Annotated in this window: 15 protein-coding genes; 9 read left to right on the top strand and 6 right to left on the bottom strand. The window is 69.4% G+C overall.

The window, feature by feature from the left end; all coding sequences use genetic code 11:
- Positions 1-135: 135 nt before the first annotated feature.
- The 4 genes from M1203_RS08560 to M1203_RS08545 are packed head-to-tail and all read left to right on the top strand — an operon-like array spanning position 136 to position 4,089.
- On the top strand, positions 136-1,167 hold the full coding sequence (locus tag M1203_RS08560; RefSeq protein WP_249948931.1) for an iron-siderophore ABC transporter substrate-binding protein: 1,032 nt from the start codon (positions 136-138) through the stop codon (positions 1,165-1,167).
- Complete coding sequence (locus tag M1203_RS08555) at positions 1,164-2,207, top strand: iron ABC transporter permease (RefSeq protein ID WP_249948930.1); 1,044 nt, start codon at positions 1,164-1,166, stop codon at positions 2,205-2,207. The genes M1203_RS08560 and M1203_RS08555 overlap by 4 nt, the downstream gene beginning before the upstream one ends.
- Positions 2,204-3,256 carry an iron chelate uptake ABC transporter family permease subunit gene (locus M1203_RS08550; RefSeq protein WP_249948929.1) on the top strand — a complete coding sequence of 351 codons (1,053 nt, stop codon included), beginning with the start codon at positions 2,204-2,206 and terminating at the stop codon, positions 3,254-3,256. Before M1203_RS08555 ends, M1203_RS08550 begins: the two co-directional genes overlap by 4 nt.
- Positions 3,253-4,089, top strand: coding sequence for an ABC transporter ATP-binding protein (locus tag M1203_RS08545; protein ID WP_249948928.1), 837 nt, complete (start codon positions 3,253-3,255; stop codon positions 4,087-4,089). Before M1203_RS08550 ends, M1203_RS08545 begins: the two co-directional genes overlap by 4 nt.
- On the opposite strand, the gene M1203_RS08540 is transcribed toward M1203_RS08545, so the two are convergent.
- From M1203_RS08540 to M1203_RS08525, 4 genes are all read right to left on the bottom strand, one after another.
- A complete protein-coding gene (locus M1203_RS08540; RefSeq protein ID WP_249948927.1) occupies positions 4,058-4,423 on the bottom strand; it encodes an iron chaperone in 366 nt (121 codons plus the stop codon). The genes M1203_RS08545 and M1203_RS08540 overlap by 32 nt on opposite strands.
- Before the next feature lie 114 nt (positions 4,424-4,537).
- Positions 4,538-5,302 (bottom strand): SDR family NAD(P)-dependent oxidoreductase, encoded by a 765-nt coding sequence (locus M1203_RS08535; RefSeq protein ID WP_249948926.1) that lies wholly within the window; start codon positions 5,300-5,302, stop codon positions 4,538-4,540.
- Between the two features lie 87 nt (positions 5,303-5,389).
- Positions 5,390-6,136, bottom strand: a complete 747-nt coding sequence (locus M1203_RS08530) for a glucose 1-dehydrogenase (protein ID WP_249948925.1) — start codon at positions 6,134-6,136, stop codon at positions 5,390-5,392.
- A gap of 47 nt (positions 6,137-6,183) precedes the next feature.
- Positions 6,184-6,462 (bottom strand): hypothetical protein, encoded by a 279-nt coding sequence (locus M1203_RS08525; protein ID WP_249948924.1) that lies wholly within the window; start codon positions 6,460-6,462, stop codon positions 6,184-6,186.
- A gap of 124 nt (positions 6,463-6,586) precedes the next feature.
- On the opposite strand from M1203_RS08525, the gene M1203_RS08520 reads away from it, so the two are divergent.
- The 5 genes from M1203_RS08520 (at position 6,587) to M1203_RS08500 (ending at position 12,647) form a co-directional block, all read left to right on the top strand.
- A complete protein-coding gene (locus M1203_RS08520; protein ID WP_249948923.1) occupies positions 6,587-7,480 on the top strand; it encodes a helix-turn-helix transcriptional regulator in 894 nt (297 codons plus the stop codon).
- Between the two features lie 66 nt (positions 7,481-7,546).
- Complete coding sequence (locus tag M1203_RS08515) at positions 7,547-8,608, top strand: zinc-dependent alcohol dehydrogenase family protein (protein ID WP_249948922.1); 1,062 nt, start codon at positions 7,547-7,549, stop codon at positions 8,606-8,608.
- A gap of 217 nt (positions 8,609-8,825) precedes the next feature.
- A complete protein-coding gene (locus tag M1203_RS08510; protein ID WP_249948921.1) occupies positions 8,826-9,791 on the top strand; it encodes an aldo/keto reductase in 966 nt (321 codons plus the stop codon).
- Between the two features lie 364 nt (positions 9,792-10,155).
- Entirely contained in the window at positions 10,156-11,136 is a 981-nt protein-coding gene (locus M1203_RS08505; protein WP_374402424.1) for a S1 family peptidase, read from the top strand.
- A 179-nt stretch (positions 11,137-11,315) separates the two neighbouring features.
- A complete protein-coding gene (locus M1203_RS08500) occupies positions 11,316-12,647 on the top strand; it encodes a cytochrome P450 (protein ID WP_249948919.1) in 1,332 nt (443 codons plus the stop codon).
- Between the two features lie 101 nt (positions 12,648-12,748).
- Here M1203_RS08500 and M1203_RS08495 read toward each other — a convergent pair whose 3' ends face one another.
- Both M1203_RS08495 and M1203_RS08490 read right to left on the bottom strand, forming a co-directional pair.
- Positions 12,749-15,508, bottom strand: a complete 2,760-nt coding sequence (locus M1203_RS08495) for a glycoside hydrolase family 95-like protein (protein ID WP_249948918.1) — start codon at positions 15,506-15,508, stop codon at positions 12,749-12,751.
- Between the two features lie 86 nt (positions 15,509-15,594).
- A complete protein-coding gene (locus tag M1203_RS08490; protein WP_249948917.1) occupies positions 15,595-18,165 on the bottom strand; it encodes a PQQ-dependent sugar dehydrogenase in 2,571 nt (856 codons plus the stop codon).

Raw genomic sequence — 18,165 nt, 5'->3', positions numbered from 1 at the left:
GGCGACCTCTTCTAGAGTGCGAAGGCAAGCCTTACCTAACTGGCTTGCGTACGGTGCACCACTCCACGACGGCATCCCGGGCCCCAGACGTGCGAGGACCGGCACCCCTGGTATCCGGAAGTGGAGTAAGAATCGATGCGTTCACATCGCCTGCGCCTGCTCACCGTGGCGGCCACCCTGCTGGGACTCGCCGCCTGCGGTGGTCCGCCCGCCGCCGAGGACGGGGACGAGAAGAGCCCTTCGGGCGCGTTCCCCCTGACGGTCGAGCACGCCCTCGGCACGACGACCATCCCGTCGAAGCCGAAGCGCGTCGCCACGGTGAACTGGGCCAATCACGAGGTGCCGCTGGCGCTCGGCGTCGTACCCGTCGGCATGGCGGCGGCGAACTTCGGCGATGACGACGGCGACGGGGTCCTGCCCTGGGTCGAGAAGCGGCTCGACGAACTCCACGCCGATACGCCCGTGCTGTTCAACGAGACCGACGGGATCGACTTCGAGGCCGTGGCCGACACGAAGCCGGATGTGATCCTGGCCGCCTACTCGGGCCTGACCGAGCAGGACTACGAGACATTGAGCGACATCGCCCCCGTGGTGGCGTATCCGGACGCCGCCTGGGCGACGCCGTGGCGCGAGATCATCCGGACGAACAGCAAGGCGATCGGGCTCGCCGACGAGGGCGAGAAACTGATCACCGACCTTGAGGGGGACATCAAGAAGACCGTCGCGAAGTACCCCCAGCTCAAGGGGAAGTCGGCGATGTTCATGACGCATGTCGACCCCAACGACGTCAGCAAGGTCGGCTTCTACACGGCCCACGACACACGGACGCTCTTCTTCGAGGACCTCGGGCTGAAGATCCCGGGCAGCATCGCGAAAGCCTCCGAGGGCACGGACAAGTTCGCCCTGACGCAGAGCGCCGAACAGATCGACGTGTTCGACGACGTCGACATCATCACCGGCTACGGCGATGAGAAGGGCGATCTGATCAAGACGCTCAAGAAGGACCCCCTGCTGTCGAAGATCCCCGCCGTCGAGCGCGACTCGACATATCTCCTGCCCGGCAGCTCCCCCTTGGGAACCGCGGCGAACCCGACACCTCTGTCGATCTCGTGGGTGCTCGACGACTACGTCGCGGCGCTCGCGGAGGCCGCGGACAAGGTCAAGTGACGACGGCCGGCACCCGACGCCTGCCGGACGCCGCCGTGGTGCGGCGTCCGGCGCGCGTCCGGACGCTGTGGTTCCTTGCCGCGGTTGTGGCGCTGGCCGCGATCATGGTGGCTTCCATCGCCCTGGGCTCACGGGATGTGGCCTGGTCCGATGTCCGGGCGGCGCTCGGGGGCGCGGACGCGACCCTGGAGCAGGCCGCTGCCACCAAGCGGATACCCCGTACGGTGCTCGCGGCCGTGATCGGTGCGGCGCTCGGCCTGGCCGGCGGCGTCATGCAGGGCGTGACCCGCAACCCGCTCGCCGACCCGGGCATCCTGGGGGTGAACATGGGGGCGTCGCTCGCCGTTGTCACGGGGGTCGCGTTCTTCGGGCTCACCTCGCCGACCGGCTATGTCTGGGTCGCGATGGGAGGTGCCGCGCTCTCGGCCGTGTTCGTGTACACGGTCGGGACGATCGGGCGCGGGGGTGCCACGCCCCTCAAACTCGCGCTCGCCGGCGCCGCCACATCGGCCGCGTTCGCCTCACTCGTCAGCGCCGTCATCCTGCCTCGCAACGACATCGCCGGAAGCTTCAGGCTCTGGCAGATCGGCGGCGTGGGCGGAGCGTCCTTCGACCGGATCGGGCAGGTGCTGCCCTTCCTTGTCGTGGGTTTCGCCATCTGCCTGCTGTCGGCACGCGCGCTGAACTCGCTCGCGCTGGGCGACGAGCTCGCGGCCGGACTCGGCGAACGCGTCGCCGTGGCACGGGCCGTGGCCGCACTCGGCGCCGTCGTGCTGTGCGGCGCGTCGACCGCGGTGGCCGGGCCGATCGGATTCGTCGGTCTCGTCGTCCCGCACACCTGTCGTCTGCTGGTCGGCGTGGACCACCGCTGGCTGCTGCCTTACTCGGTGCTGCTGGGCGCTGCGCTGCTCACCGCCGCCGATGTGGTCGGCCGGGTGGTGGCCCGCCCCGCGGAGATCGACGTGGGGATCGTGACGGCTCTGATCGGCGCCCCGTTCTTCATCTACATCGTCCGCCGACAGAAGGTGCGTGCCCTGTGAGCGCCCATGTCCTCACCCGGCCGCCGACCCGCGACGACCTCGCCCGGGGCCGGAGACGCCGGGTGTCCCGGCGACGCCGCGTGGTCCTGGTGCTGGCCGTCCTGGTCGTCGGCGTGTTCGCCGTGACCCTGATGGCCGGGCAGACGTTCTACCCGCCCGGCGACGTGGTCCGGGTGATCCTCGGCGAGCAGGTGCCCGGGGCGTCCTTCACCGTCGGGCGCTTGCGGCTGCCGCGGGCGGTCCTCGCCGTGACCGCGGGGTTCAGCTTCGGTCTGGCCGGTGTCACCTTCCAGACCATGCTCCGCAACCCGCTCGCCAGCCCCGACATCATCGGTATCAGCTCCGGCGCGAGCGCCGCGGCGGCCATCGCGATCGTCACACTGTCGCTCGGTGAGACCGCGGTGTCGGCCCTCGCGATCGTCGCCGCTCTCGCCGTGGCGATGCTGGTGTACGCCCTGGCATTCAGGGACGGAGTCGTCGGGACTCGGCTCATCCTGATCGGCATCGGGATCTCCGCGATGCTCGACAGCGTCATCTCCTACGTCCTGTCCCAGGCCGCGGAGTGGGACCTCCAAGAGGCGACACGCTGGCTGACCGGCAGTCTCAACGGGACGACGTGGGAACAAACCGTCCCCACCCTCGCGGCCCTGGCCGTGCTCTGTCCCGTACTGCTGTCACAGTCGCGCGACCTCTCCGCGATGCGGCTCGGCGACGACACCGCCTCCGCCCTCGGGGTGCGTGTGGAACGCACCCGCGTCACGGTGATCATCGCCGCCGTCGGCCTGATCGCCTTCGCGACGGCGGCTGCCGGGCCCATCGCGTTCGTGGCGTTCCTCTCCGGTCCCCTCGCGGCCAGGATCGCCGGGCCGGGCGGTTCCCTGCTGATACCCGCCGGACTCGTCGGCTCCCTCCTCGTGCTCACCGCCGACTTCACCGGCCAGTTCGCCTTCGACTCCCGCTATCCGGTCGGCGTGGTCACCGGCGTTCTCGGCGCGCCCTATCTCATCTATCTGATCATCCGTACCAACCGGGCCGGAGGCTCGCTGTGACCACGACCCACTCGCTGTCGGCGGAGCGCCTCACCCTCGGCTACGGCGAGCGCACCGTCATCGAATCCCTCGACCTCGTCGTCCCGCCCGGCGGGATCACGGCGATCGTCGGCGCGAACGCCTGTGGAAAGTCGACGCTTCTGCGCTCGATGTCCCGTCTGCTCGCACCCCGCGAGGGCCGCGTCGTACTGGACGGCAAAGAGGTCCACCGGCTGCCCGCGAAGGAACTGGCGCGCACTCTCGGGCTGTTGCCGCAGTCACCGGTCGCCCCCGAGGGCATCACCGTCGCCGACCTCGTCGGCCGGGGGCGCCATCCGCACCAGGGTGTCTTCTCCCGCTGGAACGAGAAGGACGACGACGCCGTGGCATCGGCGCTGGAAGCCACGCGGACGGTGACGCTCGCCGACCGGTCCGTGGACGAGCTGTCCGGGGGCCAGCGCCAGCGCGTGTGGATCGCGATGGCCCTCGCGCAGCAGACCGACCTGCTGCTGCTCGACGAGCCGACCACGTTCCTCGACGCGAGCCATCAGATCGAGGTGCTCGACCTGCTGACCGACCTGAACCACACGCGCGGCACCACCATCGTCATGGTCCTGCACGATCTCAACCTCGCCGCCCGCTACGCGGACCATCTCATCGCCCTCGCGAACGGACGGCTCCACGCGGCCGGTTCCCCGGCCGAGGTACTGACGGAGGAGAACGTCCGCGTCGCGTTCGGTCTCGACTGCCACATCATCGAGGACCCTGTCTCGGGCAGCCCCCTGATGCTCCCGATCGGCCGGCACCACACCGGGCCGCCGGTCAGCAGATCCGGCCCGGGGCGGCCGCGGTAGCCCTCAGCAGGTCGCGTACCAGGTCGAAGTCGACCTGCTCCGGTTTACGGAAGCGCAGACAGCCCTTGCCCATGTCCTGTCCCGCCAACCGCTCCTCGAACGCCTCCCGGACATCGCCGCGCATGAGGTAGAAGGAGATGTACTGCTTCTGGCTGGCGAAGGCGATCTCGGCCGCGCCGTCCCGCTCGTACGCGGGCATGCCGTACGCCATGACCTCGTCGAACCCCCCGAGCTCGGCCCGGCACAGCTGCCGCAGCCTGGCCAGGGTCTCCCTGCGCTCCTCCGGCACCTCGGTCAGATACCCGTCGACGTCTTCCGCTCTGCTCCGCACCATGCGGTGAGCCTATGGCGAGCCGACGCGTCCCGGCCTCCCCGCCCCCTGGCTTGCGGCCCGGCGGCGGGAACCCGTGGGGACCTGTCGGACGGGGTCCGGGCGGGGGGCGCGGCCCTAGACCGCGCCGCGCCCGCCGTCCACCGGGATCATGGCGCCGGTGATGTAGCCGGCCTCGGGGGACACCAGGAAGGCGATGACGTCGGCGATCTCGTCGGCCTGCGCCGGCCGGTTCAGCAGGGTCGTTCTGCCCAGTCGCTCGACGATCTCGGGTACCGCCGCCGTCACCACCGGGCCGGGGGCGATGGTGTTGACGCGTACGCCACTGGGGCTGAATTCCACTGCCCACGCACGGGTGAGTGCCGCGAGCGCGGCTTTCGTCGCGCTGTAGGCGGCGCTGCCGTCCAGTCCGATCTGCCCGGCCATGCTGCCGAGGTTGATGATGTTGCCGCTGCCGCGCTCCACCATGCCGGGCGCCACCGCCGCCACCAGGTAGTACGCGGCTCGTACATTGGTCGCGAACAGCGCGTCGAACGTGTCAGGGGGGAGGTCCGCCGTGGCGCCGAACCAGCCGAAACCGGCGTTGTTCACCAGCACATCGACTCGGCCGGCCTCGGCGGCGAGTCGCTCGACATCGGCCGCGACGCTCAGATCGGCCGCGACGAACCGCCCGTGGCCACCGTGACCGCCGGCCCGCGCGCCGGCGCCGGCCTTCTCGATCGCTTCGACCGCCGCTGCCCCGCGCGCCTGGTCACGGCCGTGCAGCACGACATTGAAGCCGTCCTCCGCCAGCCTGAGCGCGACCGCTTTGCCGATGCCGGAGGTCGCTCCCGTCACCAGCGCGACCTGAGGGTGGGCGTCGACTTCCATACGCTCGCTCATGACCGCTCCTCCCGTATCGCCTCGACGTGAACATCCCTTTTGTTCGCTATTGACCATTGTCCGACCGGATCGAGGTCCATGCGTGCGTCACAGGGCCGTCTTGCCACCGTTGACGGCGACGATCTGGCCCGTGATGAACCTGGCCGCGTGGGAGGTGAGGAACAGGATGACGTCGGCGATCTCGTCGACATGGGCGAGGCGCCCCATCGGAACACTCGCGGCCAGGGCCGCGCTGGCCTCCTCCCCGCCGGTGAACGTGTCCAGGCCGCCGGTGGCCACGGGACCGGGGGCGACCGCGTTGACGCGGATGCCTTCGGCGGCGACCTCAAGGGCCGCGGACCGGGTGAGCCCGTTCACCGCGTGCTTGCTGGCCACGTACAGACCGGCGCCTTTGCCGCCCCGCTCGCCGAAGGTGGAGGAGAGGTTGACGATGCTGCCGTGGCCCTGCTCGATCATCACGCGCAGCTCGTGCTTCAGGCAGAACAGCAAGCCCCGGACGTTGGTGTGGAAAACGGTGTCGTACGCCTCGGCCGTCTGGGTGGCCAGAGGGCCCGTGCTGCCGGTGTAGCCCGCGTTGTTGACGGCCGCGTCGAGCCTGCCGAAGGTCTTGACGGCCCCCTCGACCAGGGAGCGGACATCGTCCTCGACCCTGACGTCGGCCCGGATGTACTCGGCTCTGCCACCCCACTCCCGGAGTTCGGCGGCCAGCGCCGTACCTTCTTCGTCGCGCCGCCCGGAGACGAGGACGGACGCACCGTCGCGGGCGAAGGCGAGCGCCGTCGCCCGTCCGATGCCCGCCAGCGCTCCCGTGACCAGCACTACGCGCTCGCTCACTTTTTCCTTCTCCCCGTAGCCGATTGACGGAAGGTGGGGCGCAGGGCTCACGCCTGCGTCCATCTACGCAAGACAGCGCGGAAAGTGCACGCCGAGCGCTTTCCGCGCGCGGTACGGGAGGGGGGACGGAACCACGGCGCGGCCCGGGTCGGGCGGACCGGCGCGCTCACCGACACGGCGACGCCGAGGATGCCCGGCAGGTCGATCCGGTCGGCGATCCGCCGAAAACAGCCGTGCCCGCGGTCGAGTACGGGATCCTTGGACAGCCGGCGCACGGCCATCGCGATACCGCCGAGCAGTACCAGGACGATTCCGGAGAGTAACATCCGGCGCGCAGAGCACCTCCTCCCGCGAGGCGAGCAGGGCGGCGGTGATCGGGTCTTCCCCCCGGATGCTGCCTATGCCGTCCAGTACCAGGCACACCGCCCCGAACATGACGACACTGGAGACATGGCAGACCAGGGAGCTTCCTCCGCCGAGAACAAGCTGGGCGACTTCCTGCGCGCCCGCCGCGCGGAATCCGATCCGCGGCGGGCGGGTTTCCCGGACGACGGCCGACTGCGGCGCGTTCCGGGTCTCCGCAGGGAGGAGCTGGCCCAGCTCGCACATGTCAGCGTCGACTACATCGTCCGCCTTGAGCAGGGGCGTACCCGCCGGGTCTCGCGTCCGGTCCTGGGCGCCCTGGCCGACGCGCTCGACCTCGCTTCGGACGAGCGCGACTATCTCTTCACCCTGGCCGATGTCGCCCCCGCCGCTCCGGAGCGGCAGTCGGGGCGCTCCGAGGTCGCGCCCCGACTCAGGCAGTTGCTGGGGACCATGCACGACGTCCCCGCCATGGTGCTCCACCGCGGCATGGACATACTGGCCTGGAACCAGGGGGCCACGGCGCTCCTGACCGACTTCGGCGCACTGCCGCCCGCCGAGCGCAACCTGATCCGGCTGACCTTCCTCGACGCCCCCTTCCGGGCCCTGTACGCGGACTGGCCCCGCGCCGCCCGCGAGTGCGTCGCCGTCCTGAGGATGGAGGCCGGCCGTACCCCGCACGACCCCGCGCTGGCCGCCCTCGTCGGCGAACTGAGCGTCCGGGACCCGGACTTCCGTACCTGGTGGGCCGGCCACCAGGTACGGGGGCCGCGACAGCTCACCAAGACCTATGTCCATCCGGTCGTCGGCAGCATCACCCTGGACGTCCAGCAGTTCACCGTCGACACCCACCCCGACCAGTTCCTCGTCGCCTACACCGCGCCGCCCGACTCGCCCTCCCACGAGGCTCTGGGCTTCCTCCTGCGGTGGGCGGCCGGGCGCGCCGACGAGCGCGACGACCTCCCGGCCCGGAAGCGGTAGCCGTAGCGGTGGCGGTAGCCGTGGTGGTAGTGGTGGGCCGGTGGACGACAAGGGAGAGTGGTGCCCGTGCGCGCTGTGGTGTTCGAGGAGTTCGGGCGGCTGCCGGAGGTGCGGGAGGTGACCGATCCGGTGCCGCCGTCCGACGGAGTGGTGGTGCGGGTGGGGGCGACGGGACTGTGCCGCAGCGACTGGCACGGCTGGATGGGCCACGACGCCGGGATCACCCTGCCGCATGTGCCCGGCCATGAACTCGCGGGCCGGATCGAGGCGGTGGGCGCGGCGGTCACCAACTGGCGCGTGGGTGACCGGGTCACCGTACCCTTCGTCTGCGCCTGCGGGAGCTGTCCCGCGTGCGCGGCGGGCGATCAGCAGATCTGCCGGCGCCAGGAGCAGCCGGGCTTCACCCACTGGGGATCGTTCGCCGAGTACGTTCCGGTGCACCGGGCCGACGTCAATCTCGTCGCCGTGCCCGAGGACATGTCCTCCCTCACCGCGGCGGCGCTCGGCTGCCGGTTCGCCACGGCCTACCGGGCCGTGGTGGCCAGGGGCCGCGTCCGGGCCGGCGAGTGGCTGGCCGTACACGGGTGCGGCGGAGTCGGTCTGTCCGCGGTGATGATCGCGGTGGCCTGCGGTGCCAGGGTCGTCGCGGTCGATGTCGCACCCGGGGCGCTGGAGCTGGCCAGGACGTTCGGCGCCGAGGCGTGCGTGGACGCCACCGCGGTGACCGGCGGCGTCGCGGCCGCTGTACGGGAGGCGACGGGCGGCGGCGCGCATGTCTCGCTCGACGCGCTCGGCTCCGTGGCGACCTGTTCGGCGTCCGTGGAGAGTCTGCGGCCACGGGGCAGGCATGTGCAGGTCGGGCTGCTGCCGTCGGACGGCGCGGCCGTACCCGTGAACCGTGTCGTCGCGCTGGAACTCGAAATCCTCGGCAGCCATGGGATGGCGGCCCACGCGTACCCGGAGATGATGGGGCAGGTGAGCACCGGCAGGCTGCGCCCCGATCTGCTGGTCAACTCGGTCATCGGGCTGGACGAGGCGCCTGCCGCGCTGGCGGCGCTGAGTGAGGGGTCGGGGACCGGCATCACCGTCATCGCCCCGCGACCTGACGAGCTGCCCCGTCGGGGCTGACACGACGCCCCGGACGGCGCTCGAACTCCTCGGCCGGTTTCCGGACCGCGGGCCGGGCGCGTTCTCGGTAGCATGGAATCTCGCGTGCGCGGACCAGTGTTCCCCATGTTCCCGAGCGGTGGTGTGTCACGTGCCCACCGCACCGGAGCGACCGCAAGGGCCCCGTGCTCCACCACACCCCGTACCCCGTACTCCGCACGACAGAGGGCAACCGATCGTGGCATTCGAACGTCCCGCCGCAGCCGCGCACACCCGGATCGGACTCGGCATCGCGGCGGTCGGCCGTCCCGGCTACATCAACCTCGGCCGGGACAGGGACCTGCCCGTCGACCGGACCGTCGACGCGATGCGCGCGCGGGCCCACGAAGTGCTCGACACGGCCTACGCCTTGGGCGTGCGGTACTTCGACGCCGCCCGTTCCTATGGCAGAGCGGAAGAATTCCTCGCCGCATGGCTAGGGGGTCGGCCGGAGATCCGCGATGCCGTGATCGGCAGCAAGTGGGGTTACACCTACACGGCCGGCTGGCGGACCGACGCGGAGGTACATGAGGTCAAGGACCACAGCGTGGCCACCTTCGACCGCCAGATCGCCGAGACCCGCGCGCTCCTCGGCGAACGCCTCGACCTCTATCAGATCCACTCCGTCACCCCCGACAGCTCCGCGCTCACCGATCGCGCTCTCCACGAACGGCTCGCCGGACTCGCCGCCGAGGGCGTCACCATCGGCCTGTCCACCAGCGGCCCCGAGCAGCCGGCCGCCATCCGCGCCGCGCTCGCGGTCACCGTCGACGGCAACCGGCTGTTCAGCAGTGTCCAGGCCACCCACAACCTGCTGGAACCCTCCGCCGGAGCCGCCCTCGCGGAAGCACACGACGCGGGCTGCTCCGTCATCGTCAAGGAAGCCCTGGCCAACGGCCGTCTCGCCAACGAGGGTCTGCCGCCCGTCCTCGCGGATCTCGCCGCGGAGACCGGCGCCTCCCCCGACGCTGTCGCCCTCGCCGCCGTCCTTCACCAGCCATGGGCCGACATCGTGCTCTCCGGCGCCGCCACCTCCGCCCAGCTCGCCGGCAATGTCACGGCCGACGAGGTACGCCTCGACGCCGACCAGCTCGCCCGGCTCGCGGTCGTGGCGGAACCGGCCCCCGAGTACTGGCAGCGCAGGGCGGCGCTGCGCTGGAGCTAGTACGCCTCCCGGCAGGGAACAGCCGCCACGCCGTACGCAATCGAGACATCCGGCCGGACGCTCCGGAGGGCGAGCTTCCCCACCCCGGCCGAGGCGGATCGCGCGCGTGGACCAGCATCTACGACCGGCGGGGACGAACGTGCCGTCGGTGTTCCCGGTGCGTGAGGCGACACGTGGACCGGCTCTGCCGCTGGGGCTCCGGAGCATCTCTGATGCCGGAGCGGCGGTCGCCGCAGTCCGGAAACAACCGCTGCTCACGGTGTGGGCGTGTGGGAGTCTGATGCCCGGCTTCACCGCCGTACCGCTCAGCACCCCAGTCCTGTCCCGCCCTTCATGGCCGGAGGTACACATGGAAAATGAGCGCATGCGTCCGTTCAGACGCAGACCCAGAACCAGACCCGGACCCGCAGTCAGATCCGCGACCCGATCCGGGCGATGGCGGCTGCTGGCGGCGTTGGCCGGTCTGTTCGCCCTGACCATCGTCCTCACACCGAACGCCACGGCCCAGGATCAGGCGCGGCCCCAGGCCGCTCGGGCCTTCAGCACCGCCGAACTCGCCGCAGCGGGCGACACTCTGCTCAACTCGCATATCACCGGCACCGCTTGGGCCGTCGACCAGCAGTCCGGCCGGGTCCGGGTGATGGTGGACGAGAGCGTGAGCCGGGCCGAGATCGCGAAGCTCAAGCACGCGGCCGGGGACCTCGCCGGCGCGCTGCTGATCGAACGTACCCAAGGACACCTGGAGCCTCGCGGCCCACTTCCCGGGCAGGCGACCTTTGATCTGAGATGGGTGCCGTGCACCCTTGGATTCAATGTGCGTATCGGCACCGCGTACTACTGGCTGACAGCCGGACACTGCTACGACATCGGTCGGATCCTGTACGAGAAGACATGGCCGCCGGACGACCCGAACCCGCCGGACCCGCTCGGCCAGATCGTCGGCAATTCCTTCCCCGGCAATGATTTCGGGATCGCCAGATACTCCACGACTCCCACGGACACCCAGGGTGTCGTCTACCTCCACAACGGCACCGTCCAGGACATCACCGCTGCCGCCAACCCGACATTGGGGCTGAGGGCCTGCGCCAGCGGCAGCACGACCGGGGTGCGCTGCGGACAGGTCAACGGGCTCAACTACACCGTGAGTTCCGCCAATGGCACCCTCACCGGAATGATCCGCACCAATATCTGCTCGGAGCCCGGTGACAGCGGCGGCCCGCTGTACGCGGGAAGCACGGGACTCGGTCTGACCTCCATCGGCAGCGGCAACTGCACGAGCGGGGGCACCACCTTCTTCCAGCCCCTTGTCAAGGCCCTCAACGCCTACGGCGCCAGGGTCTACTGACCGCCGATGCGTGTGCCGTCCCGTTCGCCCGCGCGAGGCGACGGGACGGTACGGCCGGACCATGGCGGCCACGGTCGCCAGGGCGAGGCGGGCTGTCACCGAGTGCGCCCGCTCTCGTACAGTCCGTGGTGCCACTGCTCCGAACACGGGCAAGCACAGCGGCTGACCAGGAGAAGACCATGGACACCGAAGCCGGTCCCGGCTCCCTCTCACACGCTCCCGCGACGGGACGGCCGGTCCCCGAGGCCGAGCCTGAACTCGTCGAGCGATGGCGGTCGGGGGGAGGTCAACTGGTCGAGCTCCTTTCCCAGGTGCGCGAGCGGTTCGGGGGCGTCGCCGCGTTCCGCCTCGGGTCGGCCCCCACCGTTCTCGTCACCGACCCGGGGGCCGTCCAGCACGTACTCGCCCGGCATCCGGAGCGGTACGTCAAGCGCTCCCATCGCGCCCGTCTGCTGATCGGCGACGGAGTCCTCGCCGCCACCGGGGCTGCGTGGAAGGGCCAACGCCGCTTGTTGCAGTCCCAGTTCACCGGCACCGGCATGCGCCGCTACGAACAGCGGATCATCGAGGCCGCCCGGACCACCGCCGCGCGCTGGGCACGGTACGCCCGCACCGGGCAGAGCCTCGATGTCGCGCGGGAGATGCGCCGCTTCGCCCTGGACGCCATCTGGCGCTCTCTCACCGGGCACGCCCTCGATGACGGAACCGAGCACGAACTGGACGCCGTGGCCGCCGTGGCCGCCACCCTTCCGACTCTGCCCGCCGCTGCCACCGACGCCCGGGACGCCGTCGCCGCCGATCTCGCCCGGATCGACGCGGTCGCCCGGGGCGCCATCGAGGCGGCGCGCAGTGGGCGGGCCGGTCCCCACGGCCCCGGCCTGCTGCACGTCCTGATCGACGCCGCCGCCGAGCGCCCCGAGTACACCGACCGGCTGATCCGCGACGAGCTGGTCACACTGCTCGCGGCCGGGCACGAGACCACCGCCACCACCCTGACCTGGCTCTACCTGCTCCTCGACCAGCACCCCACCGCCCGCGAACACGCACTCGCAGCGGGCGGCGAAGGCTCAGCGGAACGCCGCCAGGCCCTCCAGGCTCTGGTCCACGAAGCACTCCGCCTCTACCCGTCCGTCTGGATCCTCCCCCGCCACGCCATCGAGGGCGACACCATCGCCGGCCACACCATCGAGGCGGGCACCGACATTCTGGTCTGCCCGTACCTCACCCACCGCGACCCCGAACTATGGCCGGACCCGGGCCACTTCGACCCCAACCGCTTCCTCACTCCGGACGGCCGCCCCGCCCACCCCGGCGCCTACCTCCCCTTCGGCATCGGTCCCCGAGCCTGCCTCGGTCTGCAATTCGCGCTCCGCGAATCGACCGTCCTCCTCGAACACCTGCTGCCGGTCCACACCCCGGCCTTCCACTCCATCCCCACGAAGACGCTGTACGGCATCACCGTCCGCCCCGACGGCCCCACCCTCGCGACCTTGGCACCGCCACGCGACTAGGGCCTGTCCGGTGGATCTAGCACCCGCCGGACCACCGAGGTGGCCCCGCGCGGCGTCCTCCGCGCGGGGCCACGGTCATGGGCGGCCCGCCAGGTTGCGGGTCAGGGAGTGATACGCAACGCGTCCACCATCCCCACGGATGTACTCCGGTTCACGATCCTGATCGTGTGCGAGCCGCCGGCGAGTCCCTGTTTCTGCCAGACGACCTGCTGGACCTGTCTGGCGCCGTCGGCTCTGAGGTTCACCGTGGCCTGGAAGACATTGTCGAGATAGACGTCGACCGTCCCCATGTCGCCGTTGCGTTCGGACAGATACTGGATCCCGGTGCCGGTGAAGGTGTACGAGGCGACCGCGTCCACCGTATTGCTGTGGTGGGTGTCGTCGTTGAAGTCGCCGTAACCGCGGCCGGTCGTGAGATGCCAGTTGTTGTCGTACGTCAGCGCGGTGTTGTTCACCATCGGGTCGGCGGTCGCGTTCGACCCCAGCGTGGAGCTGGTGCCGGCCAGGGACTTCATGCCCTGGTTCGCGGTGCCGGTGAGCTGCGTCTGGCTGTAGGAGCTGAGCGGCTTGGCGGTCCGCTCGACGACGTACACCTGGTTCGCGCCGGTGTTGAATGTGATCTCGGCGCTGCTGGACGTCGTCACGATGGCGTTGTCCGAGGTCCTGCGGACCCTGACCTCCTGGGTTCCCCACGGGTTGACGACGCGGGCCGCGTTGCCGAACTGGCTCTTCAGTCCGACGTACTTGACCTCGCCTGCCTCCCTCTCCGAACTGACCATGAATCCGCCCTTGGCCAGCAGGCTGAATTTGCCGACGAAGGTGGAGTCGGTGGGCACGGCGGGAAAGACCCGGATCTTGTCGTTGTACGACTGGAGGAGCGACTCGTTCGTCGCGGCCAGATGTACGCCGAGATATTCGAAGACACCGTTGGTGTTGCTGGTCATGCCGTTCGGGTAGTTCTGGTACTTCTGCAGCATGGTCTTCAGACCCTGGAGCGTCTGATTTCCGAGCCCGAGTCTGGCGGCCTGGATCGCGTCGTTGGCCCATACGTTTCCGTACGGGAACGGCCTGACGTTCCAGGTGTTGATCGCCTTCTGCTGGTCGGGATAGCCGATACCGGTGAGGTCGTACGGCCAGATCAGTTCGGCCGCGACATTCTCGTTGTTACGCGTCTGCGCGATCGGGGGCGTGTGCGGCAGATAGGTGTTCGCGTTCGTGTCGGAGGGATAGGCGATCAGGTTGTCCAGGATGTTCTGCCACTGCGGCCGCAGTGAGGCGTCCAGGCCCAGCTGGTTGCTCGCCTTGATGGCGAGCGGGAACAGGGTGCGTACGGCCGCCAGGTCGGTGATCGCGTTCGGCACGTTCCAGTACGTCTCGTGCGCGTGGGACGTGGCCACGTAGTACTTGCCGGTCGAGCTGTTGAACGACAGCTTCGCCTGGTAGAACTTGGCGACCTCGCGCATGAACGGATAGGCCGTGTTCCGCAGGTATTCGGTGTCGTTCGTGTACGTGTACTGGAGGTACATGTTGTACGCGGCCTCGGTGCCGGTCGACCAGATGTTGTTGGTGTAGTCGCTGTTGACCGTACCGCGCGCGTTGCCGTCCCAGCCCATCGTCTCCGGCACCCAGATGCCGTCCACGTTGTACCGGGTTCTGGTGTACGCCTTCAGCGCGTCGAAATTGCGGCTGTAGAGCTTGTTGAACCCCGCCATGAGATCGGTGTGGTTGGAGGCGAGGAACGAGTTGTAGATGTCCCGTTGATTCCAGTACCAGTACGCGTTGCTCCATTTCGTGGCGTCCCCGGTGGCCCGGAAGACGCCGTTGATGAAGTGGGCGGGATAGTTTCCGTATCCGGCCGCCGCGATCATATAGGTGGAGAGGTAGTAGACGTTCTCCATGTAGTCCGCTTCACGGGACCCGTTGGAGTACTGGACGAACGACTTCTGCCAGAACGCGTGCCACCAGTTGAGGTAGCTGTTGTTGGTGCCGGTGTATCCGGCGGCCTTGACCTCCGCGAGCGCCCGCTTGGCCTCCGCGACCGAGTCGTGGCCCGGGGCATTGAGACGGCTGCTCGCGGTGAACCAGATGGTGTAGCTGGAGTCCGGTGTGATCGAGAGCCGCACCTTACGGCCGTCGATGACACGCGCGGTGTACGCGGCGCCCTCCACGGTCGCGCCGAGGGTGTAGCCGAAGTTCTGCGGGTCCGCCTGGCCGCGGCTGAGTCCGGCGCCGGTGGAGTCCGCGTAGGTGGACACCGTCCGCCAGGTCTCGATGTTCGGCACGTCACCGCTGTTGCCGAGCCCGGCGACGTCCCACAGGCTCAGATCCAGGTTGATCGCGGAGACCCCGGAGCGGGTGTCCTCCACATGGATGCCCATGACCTCCGAGTTGGGCTTGCCCATCACCGTGATGGTGCGGTTGTTGTCGTACTTGGTGGTGAGGGTGCCGTCGTAGAGGGAGAGGCGCTGCTGGAAGGTGGAGTAGCCGCTGTCCATCGCCGGGGTGGTGGACAGGTTGAGCAGCCCGGCGCCGAAGGCGGTCTGCTGTGAGGTGTCCACACCGGACACCTGCATGTTGAAGCCGTTGTTCTGCCAGGCCATCGCGCCGGTACGGCCGTTGCCGACCGTGAGACCGTGCTTGGGTTCGGTGGTCGGCCGGTTGTAGACGATGTCGTGCTTGGACATGTAGTTCGCGTAGTCCACGTTCAGCGCGCCGGTCGAGGAGTTGAAGGCGGCGTCGGTGGGTGAGGCCGCGGCCGGTGAGACGCCCGACAGGCCGCTCACCACGCAGACGAGGACGAGGAGCGCGCCCAGCAGACGCCCGCCGCGTGTTCTCCCGCGTGCGCCCATGCGTGTGCTCACGTGTGTCCTCGTGCGTGTCCTCGTGCGTGTCCTCGTATGTCTCGTACTCGCGGACGATCCCGCTGGTCGGTCGGATCTCGCGGTGGTCACTGTGCGTCCCTCCCACGGGCGGTCATGGAGCCGGGACGGCTGATGCCGGGCCCGGTGAAGGTGTAGCTGTCGAGGTCGAGAATGGCTCCGGAGCCGCCGGTGAAGACCACGAAGAGATCGCGCGGCTGCTCCACGGCGTTCGTGACGTCCGCGTTCACCTCGGTGTATGTCTCCCAGCCACCGGTGTTGGGCACGGTCACCCGCGCGACCACCGGGCCGGTGACGGAGTCGTACCGGAAGGTCGCCACGTTCCCCGCCTTGTCGGAGGAGACACGGGCCCGGATGCCGGTGACGCCCTTGAGGCTCACCGGGTGGTACTTGACCCACTCGTTGTTCTGCACGTCGCCCAGGCGTTTGCCGCCCTCGGCGCCGACGGCCGTGATGATCTGGGGGCCGGAGAGCTGCGCGAAGTGCTCCGCCTGCCACTTCTTGGGCCAGAGGCTGAGCTCCTTCTCCCCGGTCAGCGCTACGGTGCCGGCGGCGCCCTTGTCCGTGTAACTGGCCCGCACCACATAGAACTGCGTGGCGTCCAGGCCGGAGTGGATCGGTCCGGTGTTGAACGTCGTGGCGCATCCGGTGCCTTCGGCGACCTCGTGTGCGTGCTCCTGGTGGCCCAGGGCGATCCGTACGATCACCTTCGAGCAGTCGATCGGGCCGGTCGTGCCGTCCTCGGGGTCGGTCGCCGACGCGGTGACGGTGACGTTCTCGTTCCATTCGAACACGCCGCCCGCCGGTGGCCCCGAGATCGTCAGCGTGGGGCGGGTGTTGCCGACCACGACCGGGATCGTCGCGGTGCCGGTGCGGCCGGTGCCGTCGCTGACCGTGAGTCTCGCCTGGAAGCTGCCGTTCGACGGATAGGTGAAGGACGGGTTGGCGGCGGTGGAGTCGGTGCTGCCGTTGTCGGTGAAGTCCCACGCGTAGCTGAGCGGGTCGTTGTCCGGGTCGCTGCTGCCCGCGCTGGAGAACGTCACGGCCAGCGGTGCGGGTCCGTTGTCCTTGTTCACGGAGGCCTTGGCGAGGGGCGACCGGCCGCCCTGCACATAGTTGATCTTGTAGAGGCCGGCGTCCTCGGCGCCCGAGAAATAGCCGCTGCCGTATTCGAGGAGATACAGCGAGCCGTCGGGACCGAACTCCATGTCGATCGGGTGGACGAACCCCATACCGTCCAGAACCGGCTCGATGGCCGTCGGCGTACCGGTGGACGCGTTGCCGTTGCCGAACTGCACCTCCTTGATCCAGTTACGGCAGTACTCGGAGATCAGCAGCTTGTTGTCGTAGTACTGAGGCCATTTGACGTCGGAGTTGAGATTCGCGTCGTAGTGGTAGACCTCGGTGTGGTTGGGCGAACCGCAGCCGCCGGGGTTGTCGAGCTGCGGCCACTCCTTGCTGCCGCCGTGCTGCTCCCACACCAACGACGGCTTGGTGGGCGGCAGTTGCTGGATTCCGGTGTTGCGCGGGGAGTTGTTGACCGGGCCGGTGCCGCCGCCGCAGGGGAACCAGCCGCGCGGCTGGTTGGCCGCGAAGTCCCAGTCGTTGTACGCCACATCGGGGCCGCCGCAGTACGGCCAGCCGTAGTTGCCTGGGCCGGTCGCGCGGTTGAACTCGTCGTACGCCGCCGGGCCGCGCGCGGGGATGGTCGCTCCGGCGTCGGGGCCGACCTCGCCCCAGTACAGGGTGTTGTTCGCCTTCTTGTCGACCCAGACGCGATACGGGTTGCGCACGCCCATCACATAGACCTCGGGGCGGGTGCCCGCGGTGCCCTTGGCGAAGAGGTTGCCGTCGGGGACGGTGTACGTGCCGTTGTCCTCCGGGTGGATACGGTTGATCTTGCCGCGCAGATCGTTCGCGTTGCCCGAGGTGCGCTGGGCGTCGAACTGCGCGTGCCGCGAAGGGCGTTCGTCGATCGGGGCCATGCCCTGCGCGTCACCGCCGGAGTTGGTGTTGTCACCGACCGCGAAGTAGAGGTTGCCCGCCGTGTCCCAGGACATGGAGCCGGCCGAGTGGCAGCACATGTCGCGTTCGGTCGGCCACTCGATGATCATGTCTTCGCTGGCCGGGGCGATGGTGTTGGTGCTCTGGCTGAAGGTGAACCGGGATATCCGGTTCACCAGAGGGGTGCTCTTGGGCGAGTAGAACAGCATCACCCAGCCGGTGGTGGCGAACCTCGGGTGCAGGGTGATGCCGATCAGCCCGTCCTCGAAGCGGGCGTCCAGGGGGATGGTCAGCGCGACCGTCGTGGACTTGGTGACGGGGTTGTAGAGGCGGACCTGGCCGCCGGCGGCGCTGGTGCCGCGGTTGATGTAGAGGACCTTGCCGTCGGGCAGTACGGCGAGTTCGATCGGCTCGCCCATGCCGAGACCGCCGTCGAGCTTGACCTTCTCGAAGCCACTGGTGGGCGGCGGAGCGGCGGCATCGCGGTCGGCGGGCGTCACGGAGTTGGTCGTCACGGCGGTGGTGGCCGCGGGTCTCCCGTCCGCCTCCGGGTCGGCTGCCACGGCACTGGGCGCGAGCAGAAGTGCGGTCAGAGTCAGCAAGGCGGTCAGGTGGGCGACAGCGCGCGACAACAC

The sequence above is a fragment of the Streptomyces sp. 35G-GA-8 genome (assembly GCF_023534745.1).
In the GTDB taxonomy this organism is placed as follows: Bacteria; Actinomycetota; Actinomycetes; order Streptomycetales; family Streptomycetaceae; genus Streptomyces.
Note: the sequence above shows the minus strand (reverse complement) of the source record. Positions and strands in the feature narration are given on the sequence as shown.

Excerpts from the sequence above, each read along its gene's own strand:
- M1203_RS08500 (WP_249948919.1), top strand. The coding sequence starts at position 11,316 with ATGGACACCGAAGCCGGTCCCGGCTCCCTCTCACACGCTCCCGCGACG.
- M1203_RS08535 (WP_249948926.1), bottom strand. The coding sequence starts at position 5,302 with ATGAGCGAGCGTATGGAAGTCGACGCCCACCCTCAGGTCGCGCTGGTG.
- M1203_RS08525 (WP_249948924.1), bottom strand. The coding sequence starts at position 6,462 with ATGTTACTCTCCGGAATCGTCCTGGTACTGCTCGGCGGTATCGCGATG.
- M1203_RS08505 (WP_374402424.1), top strand. The coding sequence starts at position 10,156 with ATGCGTCCGTTCAGACGCAGACCCAGAACCAGACCCGGACCCGCAGTC.
- M1203_RS08540 (WP_249948927.1), bottom strand. The coding sequence starts at position 4,423 with ATGGTGCGGAGCAGAGCGGAAGACGTCGACGGGTATCTGACCGAGGTG.
- M1203_RS08560 (WP_249948931.1), top strand. The coding sequence starts at position 136 with ATGCGTTCACATCGCCTGCGCCTGCTCACCGTGGCGGCCACCCTGCTG.
- M1203_RS08520 (WP_249948923.1), top strand. The coding sequence starts at position 6,587 with ATGGCAGACCAGGGAGCTTCCTCCGCCGAGAACAAGCTGGGCGACTTC.